22 protein-coding genes and 1 pseudogene are annotated in these 21,204 nt (G+C 66.3%); 12 read left to right on the forward strand and 11 right to left on the reverse strand.

Going from position 1 to position 21,204, the window contains the following annotated elements:
* Positions 1-5: 5 nt before the first annotated feature.
* Positions 6-788 carry a cyclase family protein gene (locus FND50_RS35200; protein WP_144288832.1) on the forward strand — a complete coding sequence of 261 codons (783 nt, stop codon included), beginning with the start codon at positions 6-8 and terminating at the stop codon, positions 786-788.
* Complete coding sequence (locus tag FND50_RS35205) at positions 785-1,765, forward strand: fumarylacetoacetate hydrolase family protein (protein ID WP_144288833.1); 981 nt, start codon at positions 785-787, stop codon at positions 1,763-1,765. The genes FND50_RS35200 and FND50_RS35205 overlap by 4 nt, the downstream gene beginning before the upstream one ends.
* 51 nt (positions 1,766-1,816) lie before the next feature.
* Here FND50_RS35205 and FND50_RS35210 read toward each other — a convergent pair whose 3' ends face one another.
* On the reverse strand, positions 1,817-3,184 hold the full coding sequence (locus tag FND50_RS35210; protein WP_144288834.1) for an FAD-binding oxidoreductase: 1,368 nt from the start codon (positions 3,182-3,184) through the stop codon (positions 1,817-1,819).
* Positions 3,185-3,289: 105 nt separating this feature from the next.
* On the opposite strand from FND50_RS35210, the gene FND50_RS35215 reads away from it, so the two are divergent.
* Positions 3,290-5,158 (forward strand): GAF domain-containing protein, encoded by a 1,869-nt coding sequence (locus tag FND50_RS35215; RefSeq protein ID WP_144288835.1) that lies wholly within the window; start codon positions 3,290-3,292, stop codon positions 5,156-5,158.
* A gap of 6 nt (positions 5,159-5,164) precedes the next feature.
* Here FND50_RS35215 and FND50_RS35220 read toward each other — a convergent pair whose 3' ends face one another.
* A complete protein-coding gene (locus tag FND50_RS35220) occupies positions 5,165-5,749 on the reverse strand; it encodes a TetR/AcrR family transcriptional regulator (protein ID WP_005257782.1) in 585 nt (194 codons plus the stop codon).
* A gap of 101 nt (positions 5,750-5,850) precedes the next feature.
* Between FND50_RS35220 and FND50_RS35225 the strand changes: the two genes are divergently transcribed.
* The 6 genes and pseudogenes from FND50_RS35225 (at position 5,851) to FND50_RS35250 (ending at position 11,023) form a co-directional block, all read left to right on the forward strand.
* Complete coding sequence (locus FND50_RS35225) at positions 5,851-6,993, forward strand: acyl-CoA dehydrogenase family protein (protein WP_144288836.1); 1,143 nt, start codon at positions 5,851-5,853, stop codon at positions 6,991-6,993.
* A gap of 32 nt (positions 6,994-7,025) precedes the next feature.
* Positions 7,026-8,207 carry an acetyl-CoA C-acetyltransferase gene (locus FND50_RS35230; protein WP_144288837.1) on the forward strand — a complete coding sequence of 394 codons (1,182 nt, stop codon included), beginning with the start codon at positions 7,026-7,028 and terminating at the stop codon, positions 8,205-8,207.
* Between the two features lie 48 nt (positions 8,208-8,255).
* Positions 8,256-9,017 (forward strand): SDR family NAD(P)-dependent oxidoreductase, encoded by a 762-nt coding sequence (locus FND50_RS35235; RefSeq protein WP_144288838.1) that lies wholly within the window; start codon positions 8,256-8,258, stop codon positions 9,015-9,017.
* Between the two features lie 612 nt (positions 9,018-9,629).
* A pseudogene (locus tag FND50_RS37685) lies at positions 9,630-10,010 on the forward strand (CocE/NonD family hydrolase C-terminal non-catalytic domain-containing protein); the annotation flags it as partial.
* A gap of 95 nt (positions 10,011-10,105) precedes the next feature.
* Positions 10,106-10,471 carry an HNH endonuclease gene (locus tag FND50_RS35245; protein ID WP_144288839.1) on the forward strand — a complete coding sequence of 122 codons (366 nt, stop codon included), beginning with the start codon at positions 10,106-10,108 and terminating at the stop codon, positions 10,469-10,471.
* Positions 10,472-10,531: 60 nt separating this feature from the next.
* Positions 10,532-11,023: a hypothetical protein gene (locus tag FND50_RS35250; protein ID WP_144288840.1), complete on the forward strand. Its 492-nt coding sequence runs from the start codon at positions 10,532-10,534 to the stop codon at positions 11,021-11,023.
* A 47-nt stretch (positions 11,024-11,070) separates the two neighbouring features.
* Here the strand turns inward: FND50_RS35250 and FND50_RS35255 are convergent, their stop codons facing one another.
* Both FND50_RS35255 and FND50_RS35260 read right to left on the reverse strand, forming a co-directional pair.
* Positions 11,071-11,754, reverse strand: a complete 684-nt coding sequence (locus FND50_RS35255) for a PAS and ANTAR domain-containing protein (RefSeq protein ID WP_144288841.1) — start codon at positions 11,752-11,754, stop codon at positions 11,071-11,073.
* A gap of 106 nt (positions 11,755-11,860) precedes the next feature.
* Positions 11,861-12,220, reverse strand: coding sequence for a YtxH domain-containing protein (locus tag FND50_RS35260; RefSeq protein ID WP_144288842.1), 360 nt, complete (start codon positions 12,218-12,220; stop codon positions 11,861-11,863).
* Between the two features lie 177 nt (positions 12,221-12,397).
* On the opposite strand from FND50_RS35260, the gene FND50_RS35265 reads away from it, so the two are divergent.
* Positions 12,398-13,606, forward strand: a complete 1,209-nt coding sequence (locus FND50_RS35265; protein WP_144288843.1) for a fatty acid desaturase — start codon at positions 12,398-12,400, stop codon at positions 13,604-13,606.
* 61 nt (positions 13,607-13,667) lie between these two features.
* Here the strand turns inward: FND50_RS35265 and FND50_RS35270 are convergent, their stop codons facing one another.
* On the reverse strand, positions 13,668-14,348 hold the full coding sequence (locus FND50_RS35270; RefSeq protein ID WP_144288844.1) for a GAF and ANTAR domain-containing protein: 681 nt from the start codon (positions 14,346-14,348) through the stop codon (positions 13,668-13,670).
* A gap of 268 nt (positions 14,349-14,616) precedes the next feature.
* Here FND50_RS35270 and FND50_RS37470 point away from each other — a divergent pair, with 268 nt between their 5' ends.
* Positions 14,617-15,096, forward strand: coding sequence for a hemerythrin domain-containing protein (locus FND50_RS37470; RefSeq protein ID WP_260850842.1), 480 nt, complete (start codon positions 14,617-14,619; stop codon positions 15,094-15,096).
* Here the strand turns inward: FND50_RS37470 and FND50_RS35285 are convergent.
* From FND50_RS35285 to FND50_RS35295, 3 genes are all read right to left on the reverse strand, one after another.
* Positions 15,093-15,935 carry a GAF and ANTAR domain-containing protein gene (locus tag FND50_RS35285; RefSeq protein WP_144288845.1) on the reverse strand — a complete coding sequence of 281 codons (843 nt, stop codon included), beginning with the start codon at positions 15,933-15,935 and terminating at the stop codon, positions 15,093-15,095. The genes FND50_RS37470 and FND50_RS35285 overlap by 4 nt on opposite strands.
* 181 nt (positions 15,936-16,116) lie before the next feature.
* On the reverse strand, positions 16,117-16,386 hold the full coding sequence (locus FND50_RS35290; RefSeq protein ID WP_260850843.1) for a hypothetical protein: 270 nt from the start codon (positions 16,384-16,386) through the stop codon (positions 16,117-16,119).
* 54 nt (positions 16,387-16,440) lie between these two features.
* A complete protein-coding gene (locus FND50_RS35295; RefSeq protein WP_005257842.1) occupies positions 16,441-16,860 on the reverse strand; it encodes an Hsp20/alpha crystallin family protein in 420 nt (139 codons plus the stop codon).
* A 125-nt stretch (positions 16,861-16,985) separates the two neighbouring features.
* Here FND50_RS35295 and FND50_RS35300 point away from each other — a divergent pair, with 125 nt between their 5' ends.
* Positions 16,986-17,345, forward strand: coding sequence for a MerR family transcriptional regulator (locus FND50_RS35300; protein WP_144288847.1), 360 nt, complete (start codon positions 16,986-16,988; stop codon positions 17,343-17,345).
* Between the two features lie 8 nt (positions 17,346-17,353).
* Here FND50_RS35300 and FND50_RS35305 read toward each other — a convergent pair whose 3' ends face one another.
* The 3 genes from FND50_RS35305 to FND50_RS35315 all read right to left on the reverse strand — a co-directional run bounded on the left by FND50_RS35305 (position 17,354) and on the right by FND50_RS35315 (position 20,978).
* Positions 17,354-18,037: an IF2 family translation initiation factor gene (locus FND50_RS35305; RefSeq protein WP_144288848.1), complete on the reverse strand. Its 684-nt coding sequence runs from the start codon at positions 18,035-18,037 to the stop codon at positions 17,354-17,356.
* Between the two features lie 29 nt (positions 18,038-18,066).
* Positions 18,067-18,624 carry a CsbD family protein gene (locus tag FND50_RS35310; RefSeq protein ID WP_144288849.1) on the reverse strand — a complete coding sequence of 186 codons (558 nt, stop codon included), beginning with the start codon at positions 18,622-18,624 and terminating at the stop codon, positions 18,067-18,069.
* A 215-nt stretch (positions 18,625-18,839) separates the two neighbouring features.
* Positions 18,840-20,978 (reverse strand): catalase, encoded by a 2,139-nt coding sequence (locus tag FND50_RS35315; RefSeq protein WP_144288850.1) that lies wholly within the window; start codon positions 20,976-20,978, stop codon positions 18,840-18,842.
* Positions 20,979-21,204 lie beyond the last annotated feature (226 nt).

Genomic DNA, 21,204 nt, shown 5'->3' on the forward strand with positions numbered 1-21,204 from the left:
AAACCATGCGACGAATCATCGACCTGTCCGTGTCATTGCAGGCGGGCATTCTCTCCGACCCACCCGGTCATATGCCCGAGATCGACTACCTGGACCACGAACACAGCCGCGGTGAACTGCTGCAGTTCTTTCCTGGCGCTCGGGTCGACGACCTGCCCGACGGGGAGGGATATGCCGTCGAACGGGTCCGCCTGTCCACCCACAACGGCACCCACCTCGACGCCCCCTACCACTACGCGTCCACAATGGACGGCGGCAAACGGGCCATCACCATCGACGAAGTGCCTCTCGACTGGTGCTTCGGGCACGGCGTCAGACTCGACTTCCGGCACTTCGACGACGGCTACGTCGTCACCGCCGACGACATCGACCGCGAACTGGACCGGATCGGTCACACCCTGGCCCCGTTCGACATCGTCCTGGTCAACACGAGCGCGGGTGCCCGCTACGGCCACGACGACTATGTGAACACCGGCTGCGGCATGGGCCGCGAGGCGACATTGCACCTGCTGCGCCAGGGCGTGAAGGTGACCGGCACCGACGCCTGGAGCTGGGATGCGCCGTTCGTCTACACAGCCCAGCGGTACGCCGAAACCCAGGACGCCTGCATCATCTGGGAGGGCCACCGCGCCGGGCGCGAAATCGGTTACTGCCACATCGAAAAACTCGGCAATCTCGAGTCGATCCCCTCGTCGGGATTCCAGGTGGCGTGCTTCCCCGTGAAAATCCACAAGGCCTCGGCCGGATGGACCCGCGCCGTGGCCATCTTCGACGAGGAGCAGGCATGAGAATCGGTTCCCTGATCGTCGACGGGATCCAGCGCTACGGCGTCGTCGACGACCACCACATCACACTGTTCGCGGAGTCCGCCGACGTCTTCGACGTGCTCGCCGCCGACGACCCGCGCGGGGCCATGACCGAGCACCGGCTGCCCTGGGACTCGACTGCCCACCTCGCGGTGCCGGTTCCGGTCGCCAGCATCCGTGACTTCATCACCTTCGAACAGCACACGGCAGGATCCCTGCGCGCGGTCACCGGGGCGGCCGCGATCCCGGACGCCTGGTACGAAGCACCCGCCTTCTATTTCACCAACCCCCACGCGGCCATCGGCTCGGGCGCAACGGTTCCGATGCCGCCGGGCTGCGAGGTACTCGACTTCGAATTGGAAGTCGCCGCCGTGATCGGCACAGCCGGTTACAACCTGTCCGTCGACGAGGCATTCGACCATGTTGCCGGGTTCACCATCCTCAACGACTGGTCCGCCCGCGACCTGCAGGGACGTGAAATGCGGGTGGGCCTGGGAACTGTGAAAGGCAAGGACACCGCCACCACCCTCGGGCCGGTACTCGTCACCGTCGACGAGTTCGTCGACTACGAGGTCGATGGGCGGTTCGACCTGGACATGGAGGTCTTCGTCAACGGCACCCGCATCGGCGGCGACACCCTGGCGAACATGGCGTGGACCTTCGCCGAGTTGATCGCCTACGCCAGCCGCGGCACCTGGGTGCGGCCCGGTGACGTACTCGGATCCGGAACCTGCGGGGGCGGCTGCCTCGCCGAACTGTGGGGATGGCGCGGAGATCGACAACCACCACCGCTGCGCATCGGTGACACCGTCAGCATGACCGTGGAAGGCATCGGCAGCATCCACAACACCGTGGTCGCCGGACCACCACTCCACGAGGTCCCGCCCGCGCGCCGCCAGCCCCCTTCTGTCGCTGCGTCGTTCGGCGGCGACCGCCGCGGAGAGGCTGCGCGGCTGTGAGCCCTGGACTTCTCGCCGCACCCTGAGTGACGGCGAGAGGCCGACAGCGGGTTACTCGAAGATTTTGCCGGGGTTCATGATTCCGCGCGGGTCGAGGGCGTTCTTCACCGATCGATGCATGCCCAGGACGACCGGATCGAGTTCCTGGGCGAGGCCGTCCATCTTCAGTAGACCGACACCGTGCTCGCCGGTGACCGTGCCGCCGAGTTCCAGTGCCGCGTCGATGATATCCGCGAACGCGGCCTGCGCCCGGGCGCGGGCAGCCTCGTCGTCGCGGGGTGTGATGAGCAGCGGGTGCAGGTTTCCGTCGCCGGCGTGGGCGATGTTGGCGATGGTGGTCTCGTGGGCGATACCGATCTGTTCGATGCGCGCAAGCATCTCGGGGACAGCCCGTTTCGGCACGCACACATCTTCGGTGAGGACCGGTCCGAGTCGCTCCATCGCGGGGTAGGCCAGACGACGCGCAGCGAACAACGCGTCGGCTTCCTCCTGGTCGGTGGAGACGGCAGACCACGTGGCTCCGGCTTCGTCGAAGCACGACAGCATCTTCTCCGCTTCCTGGTCGCCGACGACTCCCGCGGTGTCGATGCGGCCGAGCAGAACGACGTTCGCCTCCACCGACAATCCCATCTTCTTCCAGGCGTCGACGGCGACGAGGCACTGCTTGTCCACCAACTCGAGCGCCGACGGGGTGAGCCCCGCCGCGGCCACCGCGCTGACGGCCCGGCCCGCGTCGACTATGGAGTCGAAGTAGCCGGCCACCGTGCGCTGCGGGTCCTGGAGTGGACGCAGCTTGACGGTAATTTCGGTGATGACGCCGAGCGTTCCCTCGGAGCCGACCATGAGGCCTGCCAAATCGTAACCGGCCACACCCTTGGCGGTCTTGCGTCCGAGTCGCACGAGGTCACCGGTGCCGGTGACGATCTGCATGCCGAGCACGTAGTCACGGGTGACGCCGTACTTGACGCAGCACAGTCCGCCCGCGTTGGTGGCGACGTTCCCTCCGATCGTCGACCACGGTGAACTGGCCGGATCCGGCGGATACCAGAGTCCGTGTTCGGCGCACGCGGCGCGGAGATGGTCGTTCACCACGCCGGGCTCGACGACGGCATACCGCTCGAGCGGATCGATTTCCTTGATCGCGTTCATGCCCTCGAGTGCGAGGACAACGCAGCCGTCGGTCGCGTTCGCTCCGCCGGACAGACCGGTCCCGGCACCCCGCGTGACGACGGCGGCGTCGTGGTCGAGGCAGGCGCGCACAACAGCCTGGACTTCGAGGGCCGTTCGGGGCCTGACGACCGCGAGCGGTGCGGCGTACGGCGCCCACTCGGCTTCGTCGTGCTGGTACTTCGCGACGACGTCGGGGTCGCGCACGACGCGATCCGCGGGAAGGGATGCCAACAGTGCATCGATCAGCATGGCGAAAACCGGTCCTTTGCGGGCGAGAAGGTGATGTCTCGAATCTAGCTGTGATCTGGATCTCGGCCAATGTAGATTTCATCTATCAAATCCAGGAATCCATGGATGGAGGCACCAGTGAGTACTGCCGATCGCGGCTGGATGGAGCTGCTTCTCGACGACGCACCCATCGACGAACTCGATGCCCTCCGGCGCACGCTGATCGAGGAATCCGGCGCGTCCGACAGGGCCGCGGTCGAACGCGAAGCCAACGCCGCACTCCGGCTCCGCGCGCAGCTCGACCAGCGCCAACAGCGCAGTAGGGAGTTGGCGGCGCTCAACGACATCGCCGTCCGGTTGACGACGGTCCGCTACGACCGGGTGTTGCTGCAGGAAGTGGTCGATCAGGCGCGGCAACTTCTCGGTGTGGATCTCGCCTACATGGGATCGGTGTACGACGAGGAATTCGTCATCGAGGTCACCAGCGGGGCCTTGACCCCGAACCTCGTCGGAATCCGACTGTCCCTGGACGAAGGACTCGTGGGCCTGATCGTCCGCAGGTCCGCACCGGAGTGGACACCCGACTACCAGAGTGAACCGGCGTTCCGGCACATCACCGGAGCCGACAGCGCAGCGCGGTCGGAGAACATGCGCGGCCTGCTCGGGGTGCCCCTGCGCGTCGCCGACCGCGTCATCGGTGCCCTGTTCGCGTGCAAGCGTCAGGAGCGGGCCTTCACCGAATCCGAGATCGCGTTGCTGTCGGCGCTGGCAGCCCATGCAGCGATCTCGATCGAGAACGTTCGCTCGTTGGAACGTGAGCGAGACACCGTCGCACGGCTCGAATCGGTGAACGCCGAATTATCGCAGCGCACAATCGAGCTCGAACAGATACTGCAGTGGGATCGGACGCTGACTCAGGTGGTGCTGCTCGGGGCGGGAGTGCAGCGTTTGGTGCAGGAGGTCGCGCAGCTCTCCCGGCAACCGGCCTATTTCGTGCAGGACGAGTCCGCGTTGCCCGTAGAACTGATGCCGCATGCCGATGACGTGTCGGCGGCGGTCCGTGAGCTTCGGGCGGGAGGGAAGGACCACGCCGAACGCGGCGAGGTGGTCGCACAGCGTGTCGCGGCGGCCGGCGAGATGCTCGGCGCCCTCCTGTGCGTGGGAGCCGGGCAGCCGACCACGCGTCTCCTGCTCGAACGTGCGGCACCCGCGATCGCGCTGTCGCTCGCCGAGGAACGTGCCGCGGGGGAGGCGACCCGTCGTGCACGGGATGCCTTTCTCGTCGACCTGCTGACCCATCCCGCCGCGACCGCACAGGACGAGCGCCGCCAACTGCGGTTGGCCGGGCTCAACCCCGACACGACGTACTGCGTCGCCGTGGCGATCGCCACGGGCCCGGACCCGGTCCGTACCGCTCTCGGGACATTCGCCTTCCCTTCGGGAACCGTTGCCGCGGAGCATGGTTCCCGCGCGCTGGCGGTCGTGCCCGCCAAGGATTCCGCCTCCGTCCAGGCGGTGTTCACCGCCGGACGGCTCGACGCGACGATCGGAATCGCGGAGCCGGCGCGTGGCGCGAAGGCGCTCGCGCAGGCGTACGTCGAAGCCCAGCAGACCGTCGACGTGCTCGACACATTGGGACGCGCGGGGGACGTCTCGTCCGCCCGCGGCCTGGGCATCTACCGGATCCTGCTGAGTCACATGGCGCGCGAGCACCTCGACGAACTCACCGAGGCCCAACTGGGGCCGCTGATGGCGGAGCAGGCCAAACGCGGAGTGCCACTGCTGGAAACACTGTCGGAGTATCTCGCTCACGGACGCCACCATTCGGCGACCGCGGCGAGTCTCGGCGTGCACGTCAACACCCTCTACCAGCGTCTCGACGCGATCGACCGCCTCCTCGGCCCGGACTGGCGCAACCCCGACAAGGCTCTCGATCTACAGGTGCTGATGCGGTTGCGCCGAACCGCGGAACTTCTCGGCGCACGAACTCGGTGACACGGTTCAGGCGCTGATGCCGCCCGTGAGGATCGCGGCGAGTTCGGCGTAGGCGTGCGCATCGTCGAGTCCGGTGCTGTCGCGGACCCCGCGTTGCTGGATGCGGACCATCATGGTGGCGGCGAGGTCGGCGGCGAAGGCGGCGTGCACGTCGCGGAAGTCCCCGCCGGCGACGCCTTCGGTGATCAACTCCTGGACCCGACCGGCCGCGAACTGGGTGTTCCGTTCGTACACCTCCCGTGCCGGCGGGAAGGCGTCGAGGTCGGCCATGAACTGGTCGGATGCGGCCGAGAGGGCGGTGCCCACGGCCGACAGGTAGGCGGTGATCCGCTCGCGGGCCCCGGTGATCGGCTCGATGTGCGACTCGACGTCGTCGGTCGCGCGGCGGAAGAAGTGCACGGTAGCGGCCCGGACGAGCTGTTCTTTGCTGCCGGCGAGGGTGTACAGCGTCGACTTCGAACAGCGCAGCCGGTTCGCGATCTCGTCGAGCGTCAGGTGGGCGAACCCCTCGACCAGGATGAGGTCGACGAGGGCGTCGAAGAGCTGGGTGCGCCGTCGGGTGGCGAAACCGGGTCGGGTGGGCTGCTCCATGACAGAAATAGTACTGGGCGACGCCTTGCAGTACTATTTCGCAATCAGTACCCTGGGGCGTAATCCAGTACTGTTTTCCGTAGCCTTCTCGAGGAGAAACCGTGGCCGTCGATCGCTTGCTGCCTACTGACGAAGCCCGTGACCTGATCCAGCTCACGCGCGACGTCGCCGACAAGGTCCTGACGCCGATCGTCGACGAGCACGAGAAGTCGGAGACCTACCCCGAAGGCGTGTTCGCCACCCTCGGCGAGGCCGGACTGCTGAGCCTGCCGTACCCGGAGGAGTGGGGCGGCGGCGCGCAGCCGTACGAGGTGTACCTGCAGGTGCTCGAGGAGATCGCCGCCCGCTGGGCCTCGGTCGCGGTCGCGGTCAGCGTCCACAGCCTTGCCTGTCACCCACTGATGGCGTTCGGCACGGACGAGCAGAAGCAGCAGTGGCTCCCGGAGATGCTCGGCGGCAACACCATCGGCGCCTACAGCCTCTCCGAGCCGCAGGCCGGGTCCGACGCCGCCGCACTGACCTGCAAGGCCACCGCGACCGACGGCGGGTACGTCGTCAACGGCGCGAAGGCGTGGATCACCCACGGCGGCATCGCCGATTTCTACAACCTCTTCGCCCGCACCGGTGAGGGATCGAAGGGGATCTCCTGCTTCCTGGTCCCGAAGGACACCGAGGGCCTGACGTTCGGCAAGCCCGAGGAGAAGATGGGCCTGCATGCGGTGCCGACAACGTCCGCGCACTACGACGACGCCTTCGTGCCCGCGGAACGACGTATCGGCGCGGAAGGGCAGGGTCTGCAGATCGCTTTCAGCGCACTCGATTCCGGCCGGCTTGGCATCGCCGCGGTCGCCGTCGGTCTCGCGCAGGCCGCGCTCGACGAGGCCGTCACCTACGCCCAGGAGCGGACTGCGTTCGGCAAGAAGATCATCGACCATCAGGGACTCGGCTTCCTGCTGGCCGACATGGCCGCCGCCGTCGACTCGGCACGCGCCACCTACATCGACGCGGCCCGTCGCCGCGACGCCGGCCTGCCGTACTCCCGCAACGCGTCCGTCGCCAAGCTCGTCGCCACCGACGCCGCGATGAAGGTCACCACCGACGCCGTCCAGGTGCTCGGCGGCTACGGCTACACCCGCGACTTCCGCGTCGAGCGGTACATGCGAGAAGCGAAGATCACGCAGATCTTCGAGGGCACCAACCAGATTCAACGCCTGGTCATCAGCCGCGCCCTCGCCGCGAACTGACGCACCCACCCCCGAGAAAGGCTCCTCCTCACATGCCCACCTCTGTGATCGTCGCCGGCGCCCGCACCCCGATCGGCCGCCTGCAGGGTTCGCTCGCCGGATTCTCCGGCGCCGACCTCGGCTCCATCGCCATCGACGCGGCGCTCGGCAAGGCCGGGGTGGCCCCGGACCAGGTGCAGTACGTCATCATGGGTCAGGTCCTCACCGCCGGCGCCGGGCAGATGCCCGCCCGTCAGGCCGCCGCGAAGGCCGGCATCCCGATGAGCACCCCGTCGCTGAACATCAACAAGGTCTGTCTGTCGGGGGTCGAGTCGATCATCCTCGCCGACCAGTTCATCCGGTCCGGCGCGTTCGACGTGATCGTCGCCGGCGGCATGGAGTCGATGAGCCAGGCACCGCACCTGCTGCCCGGTTCGCGCGGCGGTTTCAAGTACGGCGACGTCACCCTCGTCGACCACATGGCCCTCGACGGGTTGCACGACGCATTCACCGATCAGCCGATGGGGCTGCTCACCGAGGCCGGCAACGACAAGGACGTCATCGCCCGCGACGACCAGGACGCGTTCGCGGCGCGCTCGCACCAGCTGGCCGCGAAGGCCTGGGACAACGGGATCTTCGACGACGAGGTCGTCCCGGTCGAGATCCCCGCCCGCAGGGGTGAGAGCACCTGGCTGCGCCGCGACGAAGGCATCCGCCCCGACACCACCGTCGAAACCCTGGCGCGGTTGCGCGGCGCGTTCCGCGACGGAGGCACCGTCACCGCGGGGAACGCGTCGACGATCAACGACGGCGCCGCCGCCGTGGTGGTGATGAGCAAGGAACGCGCCGAGGCCGAGGGGCTGACCTGGCTGGCCGAGATCGGCGAGCACGGCATGGTCGCCGGACCGGATTCGGGTCTGCAGTTTCAGCCGTCCGGTGCCATCGCGAAAGCCTGTGATGCGGCGGGTGTCTCACCGACCGAGCTGGATCTGATCGAGATCAACGAGGCGTTCGCGGCGGTCGGGATCGCCTCCACCCGGGAACTCGGCGTCGACCCCGACCGGGTCAACGTCAACGGCGGTGCGATCGCCCTCGGTCATCCGATCGGCATGTCCGGCGCCCGCATCACCCTGCACCTCGCGCTCGAGTTGCAGCGCCGCGGCGGCGGCACCGGCGCCGTCGCCCTCTGCGGCGGCGGCGGACAGGGCGATGCCCTGATCCTGCGCGTCCCCTGACAACCCCGCTTTACCACCACTGCCGCAACCCTATTCGAGGAGAACTTTGTGAAGATCGATGGAGCCGTCGCTGTCGTCACCGGCGGAGCATCCGGACTCGGTAACGCCACCGCCCGGGCCCTGCACGAGCGCGGTACACAGGTCGTGCTGCTGGATCTCCCGTCGTCCGACGGGGAAGTGGCCGCCAAGGAGATCGGGAAGGGTGCCTACTTCACGGCCGCCGACGTCACCTCCGCCGGTGACGTCACGTCCGCGATCGACTTCGCCGCGTCGCTCGGCGACCTTCGCGTGGTGGTCAACTGCGCCGGAATTGCGACGCCCGGCAAGGTTCTCGGCAAGGCAGGCGCCCTTCCCCTCGCGGACTTCGAACGCGTCGTCCGCATCAACCTCGTCGGCACCTTCAACGTCCTGCGCCTCGCCGCGGAGAAGATCGCCCAGACCGAACCCGTCGATGGGGAACGCGGCGTCATCATCGACACCGCCTCCGTCGCTGCGTTCGACGGCCAGATCGGTCAGCCCGCCTACGCGGCATCCAAGGGCGGCGTCGCCGCGATGACACTGCCGATCGCCCGCGAACTGGCCCGCCACCTCATCCGCGTCGTCACCATCGCGCCCGGAATCTTCGAAACGCCCATGATGGCCGGGCTTCCCGAGGAGGCGCAGAAGTCCCTCGGACAGCAGGTGCCGCACCCATCCCGGCTCGGCAAGGCCACCGAATACGCCGCCCTCGCCGCGCACATCATCGACAACGCCATGCTCAACGGCGAAACCATCCGTCTCGACGGAGCCATCCGGATGGGTCCCCGGTAGGCGACCCGACCGTTGCGGTCGGCGGCACCGAGTCATCGGATGCCGCCGGCGGCACCGACCGGACGGATTCCTCGATCCGACTGGGGCCGGATCGATCGGCTTACATTCCTACGTAGTTCGCGCATGTGACTGCTGATCGACGCACCCGCGCTTTCCGGAGGGGGTCGAAATTGCCGTCACACATGCGACCACATCTTCGGTGCGGGAGCATGCAGGCTGCGGTTGCAAAGTGAGACATCCGGGGCGGAGGCGAAGACTTGGTTCCATTCCACGCAACAGCCTGGAGATGGAATGATTTCTCCACGTGGAGTGCGTTGCGAGCAGCGGAGCCTTGTCTGAGCCCTACGTCGGAACGGTTTGCCTTTCGGCAGCCGATTGCATTGTTCCTCGGTCGCGAAGATCATCCGCTCCCGTCCTTGCTCCACTCCCTTTCGCACTGTGCCTACGAGGCTGCCAGTCCCTCTACGCAGCAGGGCTTTCTGACCACTGAGGTCGTTCGCGAAGGCCACCACGCGGTATGGGCTGACTGGCCAGACGATATACGGTGACGAGATCAGGCTTGGCGGCGGCGGCGGCGATGTCGTCGATCGCGGTCGCGGAGTAGCCCTTTCCGACACGAACTTCGTTCTGCATCTGTGGGATTCCGCCCCCGACGGCAAGCGGCAGCTGATCACGTCCGGTTCCCTCGAGGCGTCGCACCGCGAACTCGACGAGCGCACCACCGAGGGCAACCCGCACCACCCGCATAGCCGCGCTGTGCCGGGCGAGCCCGGGACGATCGAGGAGTACGTGCTGCGCCTCTCCCCGTTTGCCGCGACGCTCCGACCGGGACACTCTCCGACGGTGGAGCTCTCGAACAACGAACCGCCGGCCGACGCGCATAACGCGCTACTGCCACTCGATGCCTTCCATCTGCCGGTCGGCCGCCCGGTCACCCACAAGATCGACCGGGACGCCACGCACCGGTCCCGCCTCGTCCTTCCGTTCACGAGACGCAAGGCCGGAGGAGCAGAGGTAGCGAAGCTGGTCTCGGCCCGTGTGCCGGCGGAGTACTGGCCATCGGCGAGCGGATCGGTCACGATCGACAGGTGGACCGCACCGCCAGACTCGCCCTCGCCGTCGACCGGCAGGGCGGACGATGCCTGTGGTGCGGTCGTCGTTTCGGACCGTTGATTCCGCCGACCACCGAGCACCTCGTGCCACGACTCGAGGGTGGCCCCAGTATCACAGCCAACGAGGCCGCCGCGTGTCCGCGCTGCAACGCGGACCGCGGCCACACCGGTCCGGTCGACTGGCTCGCGCAGTGCCAGAGCCGACACGGTTGGGCCCCGCAGGCGAGCCTGCTTGCGACCCTCCTGAACGCGTTGGACGCCGAACTCGACCACGTGGGTGGACATCGCCGCGCCAAGCGGTACCTGTCCGGCCAACTGCGACGCTGCCGGAACAGCCAGTGATGTGCGCACGAGCGTGACGGCAGCCTGTGTGGCTGCTCCCGGGGCCGGGCACTCTCCAGTATGGGATCGAACGCAGGCCACCCCACCAGCCCGACGGCCGCAGCTCTCGGCGGTCGGCTGATGCAACTGGTCGGTGACCGCGACGCCGCCCGGTTCTCGTTCGAGATATCCCGAGTGTGCGCCGAACCGCACCCAGACGGAGAGCGGCCGAAATACGGCGACGTGCTCGCCTGGGTCGTCGATGCCATCGTCGGCGTGGTCATCGCGCGTCTGGGCGCCGCGGGCCCAGGGGAGAGGTTCATCCTCGACCTCCGCTTCGCGGACGGCGGGTACGTCGACGTCGACGCCCTACCGGCATCGGCGCGGTGGGTGCTGCGGACAGTGTCGGCCGTCCTCGCCGAGGATCACGCGGAAGTAGAACGGTCACTCACCGCGGCCGAGCAACAATTCGACCTCACCATGCGCGCGGAAACCCTGGCCGACGCGCTCATCTGGCTCGACTTCGTTCTCGGCGTCGACCTTCCCGACCCACCCGACGTCACCACCGCATAGGGAGGACGCCTAGCTCGGCCCAGGTGCCGTGGGGGTGCCGGCCACGATCAGTTCTGTACTCCCGGCTGGGTGTCGGGGTGCTCGTGTGCGGTCAGGAGCAAGTGGTCGAACCGGGCGCGAAACGACTCGGGGAGGGTAGCCTCGGCGGCGAGAGCCTCGACGAAACGCTCGGCGAGGGTGTGAAGTTTTGTGTTGGTCTCCTGTGAACGCCAGGTGAGGATACCGAAGGCACGCTCGGAGGAGATGCCGTAGACGAGCATGAGTGCACCCTTGGCCTGCTCGATCACCGCCCGCGATTGTTCGAGTTCGGCGACGGCCTCGGTGAGCGCCGCGTTGAACTCACGGAGGTCGGTTTCCAACGCTTCGGTGACGTCGATGTAGTACCCCGATGTGCCGACGACGTGATTGTTCTCGTCGAGCATGCGATCGCCGACCACGATGACGTGGTGGATGCGCCGTTCGGTGTCGATGATGCGGTGCTTGCTGCTGAACGGCTCGCCGGCGTGGATCATCTTGTCGAAGAGAGCTGCGACCTGCGGTTGGTCGTCAGGATGCTTGTGGGAGAGCAGCAGTTTGGTGGTGGGGGTTACCTCGCCCGGGTGGTAGCCGTGCATCCGGGCGACGGGGTCGGACCATTCCCAGCGCTGGCCGTGGAGGTAGAACCGGAAACTTCCGCCCTGTGGGGGTGCATTCGAGCCACGGAGCTCATCAGTGTCCACAGCCACACCCACGGCACTGCGCGCTCGACCGTCCTCGCCATGCAACCACTGCCACAGTATGCCGCGCACTCACGTCGGAATGCGCGGAATTCAGCTGCCCGCAACACCGCCTACCCAGTCAGTTCGGGCTTTGGGTGTGCTTGCCCTCCGTCGGCGAAGTAGAAGTAACGGTCGGCGGGTCCGTGGGAGTGCGGCCCGCAGCGTCCTCCAGCGACACTCCGTTGGTGGGGGCGCCCGTCGCGGTCGTGTCCGCGCCGCGGTGGGTAGCCTTCTTCGCCAGTTCGCCAACCTTGTGCTGCACCTGCGGCGCCTTGTCCTTCACGGTCTCCGTCGCCTCGCTCACCTTCTCCTGCACGGTGGGGTTGTGCCAGAGCTCGAGGGACTGATGCCTCATCTTCTCGTAGGTTTGCCGGCCGGACCGAGTGCCCAGGACGAAACCCGCGGCCGCGCCCGCTGCGAAGATCAACACTTTCTGCATGACGTCTCCTGACTGTTGTGTGGCCCGAGCGGTCAGCCGAATCATCGTCCGAACGCTCCTCATGCACAGCTTGCCCTCAGCTGCCGAACCCAAACCGCACCGGCGACGACTTCCGAACTAACTCACGTCTCATCTGCGCGTAACCTACGGTTCCGTAACTTGCCGTAGCGTAAGGACATGGCGATTTCGGATGTCAAGATGTACACCCACCTGACCGAGGCAGATGTCGAAGCTCTCGGTATCGAGTTCGACACGATCCGACGAGACATCGAAGCCTCACGCGGGGAGAGTGATTCCCGGTACATCAGAAACGCGATCCGGCTGCAGCGGTCACTCGAAATCGGCGGGCGTGCCCTGTTGTTCGCGAGCCTGTTCCCACCGGCGTGGCTCGGGGGTACCGCGATGCTCGGCACCGCCAAGATCATCGAGAACATGGAACTCGGTCACAACGTGCTGCACGGTCAGTGGGATTGGATGAACGATCCGGAGATCCACTCGTCGTTCTGGGAGTGGGACATCGCCGGGCTCTCGGAGCATTGGAAGCAGACCCACAACTACGTTCACCACAAGTACACGAATGTGCTGGGGATGGATGACGACGTGGGCTACGGCATGCTGCGGGTCACTCGCGATCAGCAGTGGACGCCGTTGAGCGTCGGCAACCCGGTCTACAACCTGTTGCTGCAGTTGTTCTTCGAATACGGCGTTGCCCTCCAGCACCTCGAACTCGGCAAGGTGGTTACGGGCGGTGTCGATCGTGAGGAGTTCGAGCGCAGGTGCCACGAGGTGCTCGAGAAGGTCGGCCGCCAGGTGCGCAAGGACTACGTCGTCTACCCGGCGCTCACCGGTCCGGCGTTCCTGACGACCTTCACCGCGAACCTGACGGCGAACATGATCCGCAACGTGTGGACGAACGCCGTGATCTTCTGCGGTCATTTTCCTGACGGCGCCGAGAAGTTCACAACGAAGGACCTCGAAAACGAAACGCGGGGTCAGTGGTACCTGCGGCAGATGCTCGGTAGCGCGAACTTCGAGGCGGGCCCGGTCATGGAGTTCATGAGCGGCAACCTCTGCTACCAGATCGAACATCATCTGTTCCCCGACCTGCCGAGCAACCGCCTGCGTGAGATCTCCGTGCGGGTGCAGGCGCTGGCTCAGAAGTACGACCTGCCCTACACGACGGGTTCGCTGCCGATGCAGTACTTCAAGTCGTGGCGGACCATCGCCAAGCTGGCGCTGCCGAACAAGTTCCTCAGGGCAACCGCCGACGACGCACCCGAGACTGCATCGGAACGCAAGTTCACCGACTCGCCCCCGCAGATCGATCCGGTCACGGGTGATCGCCGTGGGCTGTTGACCGCGCTTCGTGCACGGGCGGGAGCTTGACACCGCCGGGTCGCCACTCGAGCACGGGCAATTTCACCGATTCGTGGTTCGTGGCCGGTTCTCATCTGCGTTCGGTAATCCGCTGTGCGATAACACTCAACCGGGTATTGGTTTCCTGAGAGAGTCTGGTGAGCAGCTCGAACGCATGGATCGCGTCGATGTCGAATCGCTCCATCAGCATTCCCTTCGCCTGCCCGATGACGTCGCGTGAGGCGACCGCTGATCGCAGCTGCTCTTCGGTCCGTACAGCGGTGAGTGCCAACGCGGCGTGGGCGGCGAGAACCTCGCCTGCTGCTTCCTCGTTGGGACCGAACGCGTTCGGCGAGAATGCAAACAGGTTGAGTGCTCCCATCTTCCCTTCGGAGGTATACAGCTGAAAGGACATCGAACTGAGAATCCCCACATCGACGGCGGCGGCAGCGAACTTCGGCCACCGCGATTCCGAGCGAAGGTCTTCGCTTCGCACCACGAGATTGTTGAGCGCCGCCGCCACACACGGTCCCTGACCGAGTTGTTGCTGAGCGTGGTCGAGCGTTCGGAGCAGCTCGGATGTCGGCGCGACGGTCTCGAATTTATTGCCACCGGAGATGAGCAGAATGCCCGCGCACGTTTCGTGCGGCATCAGCTCGACAACTGCGGCGGTGACAGCGCGCAGGCGTTCGTCGAGGGTGCGTGGGCCGGAGACACTGCGGGCCAGCTCGGCCATGGTGCGGCTGAGGTCCCCCGCGCCGGAATCGCTCATTACCACTCCTCGGGTCGGTCGAAAGGATGGCTGCAGGAAGGCGCCCCAGTTGGGGAACGGTCCGATAATTACAGCGTCCCGGCTCGGGACGCGGTCGCCGCGGTGTGACGAGAGAGCAGGAACCCGAGCGCGACCATGGCGACGCCGAGGAACACCGCACCGACGATCAGGGCGTCGAGCCGGAATGGTGTGCGCGTCGTCGGTGACGCACCGGTCGAGTCATGGAGTGCCTTTCTCGGAGGGTAGGAACTCGAATGCCTGTTCCCGAGTGGTACCCCAGCACCCCATCGCGAAACAGTCACGGCCGAACGCCCGCGTGGAAAAAGGCCGCAACGTCGACGAGATCATCGAGGCCCTCACGGTGCACACCTACATCGAGAACGAGGGCAGGTTTCCGGAAGTGCGCGATCTCGCCCCCGACCTCGAGGACGACATCCTCGAATCCCACGAAGAGCACCACGTCGCGGACGTGCTGGTCGTCGAGCTGGCAGCGATGTCACCCGACGACGAGCGGTTCGACGCGAAGACCACTGTCCCGATCGAAAGCGTCGAGCATCATGTCGAAGAAGAAGAGCAGGAGTGGTTCCCGACGGTACGAGAAGAACTGGGGCGTAAACAACTTCAGGAGATGGGTGCGCGGATGCTGGAGTTGAGGGACAAGGCTCCGCGGTTGAGGAGTCCCTCACCGACACGCCGTCCGCACACTCACTACATCCCTTGTGGGCGGCTCCGCCGGCTATGGGCTTAACCGGGGAGCCTGGCCGTCGTCGCGTCCGGACACGACGAGGACGTGAGTATCGAAGTACCCTGCCGCGAGCGAGAGTAATCCCGTGTCCTTGCAATTGCTTTCACCCCGTCGGCACCGGACGTCAGATCGACGAGTTCCTTCGCCAGCCGAGCGAGTTTGATGTTTCTCTGCTGCGAGCTGACGACGAGGAAATCGAAGGCTTCGTCCGCGGACACACCCCCGGTTGCCATGACGATGCCCTTCGCCTGCTCGATGATGCTGCGCGACTCCATGGCTTTGATCAGACCCGCCGCTTCCTCACGCGCCTCCCGACCATCTCGTGCGAGCCGAATCGTCGACGCAATCAGGCTGGCGTACACCCGGAGCAGGGCAGCATCGAATTCCGAGAAGGCTCGGCCGACGCGGCTGTACAGATTCAGCGATCCCAGGACGTCTCCCACGGACAGCGGAGCACATAGAAAACTGCCCGACTCGAAACCGGCAGCTTCAACCGCGGACGCCAACGCGGGCCAGCGCCGAACCACCCCCTCACCGAATTCACCTCTCAGTACCGCGCACGTGTCCGCAGCGACAGGACCCGGGCCCATGCCTGTCCGTATCTGGGCACCCTCGATCGAGGCGATGCGAGGATCCGTGCACGCCACCGACCGACTGCCCCCAGCGCCATAGGAAAGAACCGCCCCGGCCATCTCCGCGCCGCTGACGGCATCGACGGCCCACTCGCACAGTCGTTGCAGCTGAGTGTGTCCGGACACTTCTTCTTCGAGAAGTCGACGCAACGCGTCGAGTGCCTTTCCGACCGCCTCGACATCTCCGCCCCAGCCGCCGTGCGCGGACACGCCAAACCCCTTTCTGCGTTGTTTGCACCAATTAATCTATTGTTTACGACAAAGATATCGTGCGACGCGGTCCGTCTCAACGCAAGGAGCGCACGGAGGGAATGCCCAGCGTGCAAGCGCGAAGCAGCCCCCGGCCCGTCCAGCGCGAGAAAGGCAGGCCGGGGACTACGGATGGACAACGTCAAGTGTTCCCGTGCGGCGGAGAGCGTTGGGTGGCAGCTACTGCCGGGTTCGGACCCCTGCGCCGCATGGTGGGCGCCACCGCGTGCAGCGGCGGCCTCGTCTTCTCGCCGTGGACGTCCGTAGTCGAAGTCGGTGCCACGTCCGTGAGGACCGGCGCGGGCGCGTCGGCGAAGATCAGGTCCACCTCAGCTGCCAACAGCTGGCATTCGAGGTCTTCCCACACGTACTCGACCTGTGGCAGTTCCGCTTCCACGGTCGAAGGGCTCATCTGTGCGTACACCATCGTGGTCATCCCTCCCGCTGTGTGTCGGATCGGCGCGGGTCAGGCACTGACGGCCTTTCGGTCGTCGCTGTGGGTGATCTCGATCTTCCGGGCCTTGGCACGTTCGGCCACCGGGACCGTCAGCCGGAGCACCCCCGATTGGTAGTTGGCCGTGATCCGGTCGGTGTCGAGGTTGTCGCCGAGGAACAGCTGCCGGCTGAATACGCCCCTCGGTCGCTCCGAGGCCAGCATTTCCTGGTTGTCGGCGCGCGCGGGGCGTTCAGCATGAACGGTCACAACGTTGCGCTCGACATCGAGCGAGACGGAATCGGCGTCCACCCCTGGCAGGTCGAACTCGACCACCAACTGTTCGCCTTCGCGCCACGCGTCCATCGGCATGGCCGCCGGTCGCGCCGTGGTGCCGAGGATCTGCTGAGTCAGGCGGTCGAGATCGCGGAATGGATCAGTGCGCATCAACATTGTCTCCACCTCCAGAAACCCGAATCGTGATAGGTAACCTTCAGCAAATGCTGTAGATTCGTTATAGCAAACGCTCTAGCTCCTCGCAAGAGGGTTCGGCGGACTCGATTCTCGAGGAGGACGCGATGTCGAACGGCGACAAGTCGCGAGCCAAACAGGGGGTCTACGGCATCACCGTGGCGTCCGAGCTCTCCGGGTTCGGCACCCAGGCGCTACGTTTCTACGAGCAGCACGGCCTGATAAACCCTGCCCGCACCAGCGGCGGAACACGCCGCTACAGCGACGACGACCTCCTTCGCCTGCGGCGCATCGCCGAGCTGATCGCGGACGGGGTCAACCTGACGGGCATCGCTCGCGTCCTCGATCTCGAGCACCTCAACACCGAGCTCGCGAGCGACAACGATCGCCTCGTCGAGGCCAATAGCCGGCTCGAGAGCGACAACGCTCGACTCAGAAGGGACGGGACTCGCGGCGAGCGAGCCTGAGTGTCAGATCACCGTTGCCCGTTGACTGCCGTCTCGTTGCGGCGCTTGTCCTTTTCCGCCTCGGCCAGCTTCTCGGCGCGGTCGGCACGAGCACGTTTGTCCGCTGCCTCGTCCTGCTTGTTCGCGGCGTCCTTCAGCCGGGCCTTGGCCGGCACTGCCGCCACCTTCTCGGCTTCCCGGAGTTCGGTCTGCTCGGCGCGGTGCTCGGCCTCTGCCGCCTGGGTGCGTTGGGCGGCAAGTTGATCGGCGTTCTTCTTCGCGACCTGCTTGCGGTGCTCGGCGTCCCGTTCAGCCGCCTGTTTGCGCTCGACCTCGCGTCGGCGTGCCTGTTCGACGTCCCGCTGCTTCGCCTCGCGCGCTGCCGCCTGCTCCTTCTGAACCTGCTTACGCTTGGTTTCCAGTGCAGTGTCGGCCTCGGCCTCGGTGCGTGCAGCCTCTTCTTCGAGTTTTGCCGCCCGGGCCAGTGCGTCGCTGTGCTCGGTCAGTGCGTCGCCGCGCCGCTCGGTGTCACGGTCTCCGAGTGCACTGCCGACGGTGCCGTCGAGCACGCCCAGAGTGCGCTCGTACATCAGCCGGGCCGGCGATTCGGTTGCCAGCCGGGACATCAACTGGTCTTCGACGAGTTGCAGAGGAATCCGCAGGATCGTGTACTGCAACCGCAAGAGCGTGATGGGGACGGTAAGGACGTTCATGGAATCTCCGATTATTCGTAGGGGGTGGATCAGGACAGGCCGGCGTCGTTGCTGAAGCCCTCGGCGGCGCGCCGAACTCGTTCTGCCTCGTCGCGGGCGGCGTTCGCTTCACGGACAGCCCGCCGGTGTTCGTCGGCGGCGTCGACGGCTTCTTCGGCGGCGGCGACCGTCTTCGCCCGTTCGACGGTCTCCGCCCGGGCCGCTTCGTCGCGGGCGTCGGCCGCCGCGCGGGAATGCTCCTGCGCGACCTGGCGGTGCTGTTGCTGCTCCGCGGCCCGGTGCTCTGCTTGCTGCCGGTTCCGGGCAGCTTCTTCGGCGGCCGCCGTCTCGGCCCCGATCGCAGCGCGTTCCTCGGCACTCTCACGACGCACCTGGCCGAGTTCCTCTGCGGCCTGCGAGGTTTCCGCCCTGGCCACGGCCTCCGCACTGTTCGCCTCTCTACGTTGCTGCGCCTGCGCCTGTTGCAGCTGTCCTTCGGTGGCCAGCGAGTCGTTGCCGGTCACGGCCCCGGCCACTTCCTTCACCTTGCCCTTGACCGAGTCGAGGAGACCCTTGCGCGCTTGTCCGGATGTGTTCTGCTCGTTCATGACTATGTCCTCCTGGTATTCGGGCGGGCGACGGTACCGCCACCCGCAGTGGCGTGTTGTCTTTCATGCTTTGCTCCGGAGGTCGGGTGTTCGGTGTGCGCCGCAAGGTCGAGGACGCGCCGGACGCCGGGTAGTTCGACCGAGGACGGCGCACTGCGCGGACAGCAAGTTCTCGCGGTTCTCGTCCAGACCATTCACTTCACAACCGGGTCACGTCACACCTGACGCTCCCAGACCCGGTGGGACTTCATCAGCGCAGTGATGCCGTCGAACAGTGCGGACGCGTCGTCGGCGATCACGATGCCCGGGGCCTCGGACGGGATTCCGGCGGCTTCGAGGAGGCCGCGACCGGCGGCCCAACCCCCGAGCGCCTTGCAGTGCCGGAATGCCTCCGTCAGCAACACGTGCACCCGCGGGTCCGACGCCGGCGCCGCGACGAGAATCGCGTCGAACTCCACCGACCGCATCGTGAGGAACGTCCGGGACACCGGGACGGCGCCCTTGCCCGACCCCAGTTCGCCACCGTGCGGTCCGATGACGAGCGGCACCATGCTGTTCTTGCCGATCATCTCGACCGCGTCGGCCACCTCGGCCAGATCCGACTCGTCATCGGCGACGATGCCGATGATCCTCCCGTCCAGCGGCCACTCGGCACCGACCTGCGACAGCGCGGGACTGGGCGTCGGTGCCACGTCGAAGGCGACGGTCGGCGCTGGCGCCGGGAGGCCGAGACCCACGGCCACCTGCTCGCACAGACCGGGGTCGATGTTGGCGACGACCTCGAGTGCACGCTCCTTGATCACCTGCTCGTAGCACTTGCCCAGCTCGAACGTGTAGGCCTGCGCGACGTGCGCCTGCTCGACCGGGCTCAGGCTGGCGTAGAACAGTCGGGCCTGCGAGAAGTGGTCGTCGAAGCTCGCGGGGGCGGCGCGTAGTTTCGTCGACTCCGGCATCGGCACCGGAACCTCCGCGAAGGCAACGTCCGCGCCGGCCAGGAACGGGCAACCGCCGTCGAGGGAGTTCGGTCGATACGGCGCGACCCCCGGGTGGACTCCCGTCTGGTGCATGCCGTCGCGCAGCATGTCGTTGACCTCGGCCTGGGGCCGATTGATCGGTATCTGCCCGAAGTTGGGCCCACCGAGCCTGCTGATCTGGGTGTCGAGGTAGGAGAACAGCCGCGCCTGCAGAAGCGGGTCGTCGGTGACGTCGATCCCGGGAACGAGATGCCCGGGATGGAACGCCACCTGCTCGGTCTCGGCGAAGAAGTTCGTCGGATTCGCGTCGAGCGTCATCAACCCGATCGGCTGCACGGGGGCCAGTTCCTCGGGCACCATCTTGGTCGGGTCGAGCAGGTCGATGCCCTCGAACGTCTGGTCCGGGGTGTCCGGGAACGCCTGGATGCCCAGCTCCCATTCCGGGTACGCACCGGACTCGATCGCGTCGGCGAGATCGCGGCGGTGGTAGTCGGGGTCCATACCGTTGACGATCTGCGCTTCTTCCCACACCAGTGAGTGCACACCGAGTTTCGGCTTCCAGTGGAACTTGACGAGCGAACTCTCACCCGCCGCGTTCACCATCCGAAAGGTGTTGACGCCGAAGCCTTCCATCATCCGGTACGAGCGGGGTATGCCGCGGTCGGACATATTCCACAACGTGTGCGCGGTGGCCTCGGTGTGCAGGGACACGAAATCCCAGAACGTGTCGTGCGCGCTCTGCGCCTGCGGAATCTCGCGATCCGGGTGCGGCTTGGCGGCGTGAACGACGTCCGGAAACTTGATGCCGTCCTGGATGAAGAACACCGGAATGTTGTTTCCCACCAGGTCGAAAGTGCCTTCGCCGGTGTAGAACTTGGTCGCGAAGCCTCGGGTGTCGCGTACAGCGTCGGCCGACCCCCGGGAGCCGAGGACGGTGGAGAACCGCACGAAGACCGGCGTCTCGACGTCCTTGCCGAGGAACGCCGCCTTGCTGATCGGTTCGGCGGAACCGTATCCGCGGAAGACGCCGTGGGCAGCCGCACCGCGTGCGTGCACCACCCGCTCCGGGATCCGCTCGTGATCGAAGTGCGTGATCTTCTCACGGAGATGGTGGTCCTGGAGCAGGGTCGGTCCCCGGGTTCCCGCCTTGAGCGAGTGATCGGTGTCGTACAGCCGCGCGCCCTGCGCGGTGGTGAGGTGCTCACCCTGCTGGCCGCGGGCCGTATCCGGACCTTCGACGGGTTGCCCGGTCGCGGTTCCCAGCGCGGGAGCCCGCTGATCGGGCTTGGGAGGCAACGGCTCGGTGGGTTCCGTCGGCTCGGCGAGCGTCGGGGTACCGGAACCGGGAGTACCGGGAATGGGCGGGTTGTTCTTGGGCACGGGCGTAGCTCCTCGCTGAAAAATCCGTGGGATCGGCGCCGCATCGTTGCTGTACGGTCCGCTCTTCTCGGAGTGCCCAACCGTTCGCAAACCGAATCAGGATGGGCGCAGCGCCACACCGTGCCCCGATCGGGAGACGCGGTTTCGCATTCGCGTCCCAGGGCATAGCTACAACAGATATCAATCACAAACGAAGTAGGAATCCGGCGTTGTGCTACGTCGGAAA

The organism is Rhodococcus sp. WB9 (genome assembly GCF_007558985.1).
GTDB classification, from domain to species: Bacteria; Actinomycetota; Actinomycetes; order Mycobacteriales; family Mycobacteriaceae; genus Rhodococcus_F; species Rhodococcus_F opacus.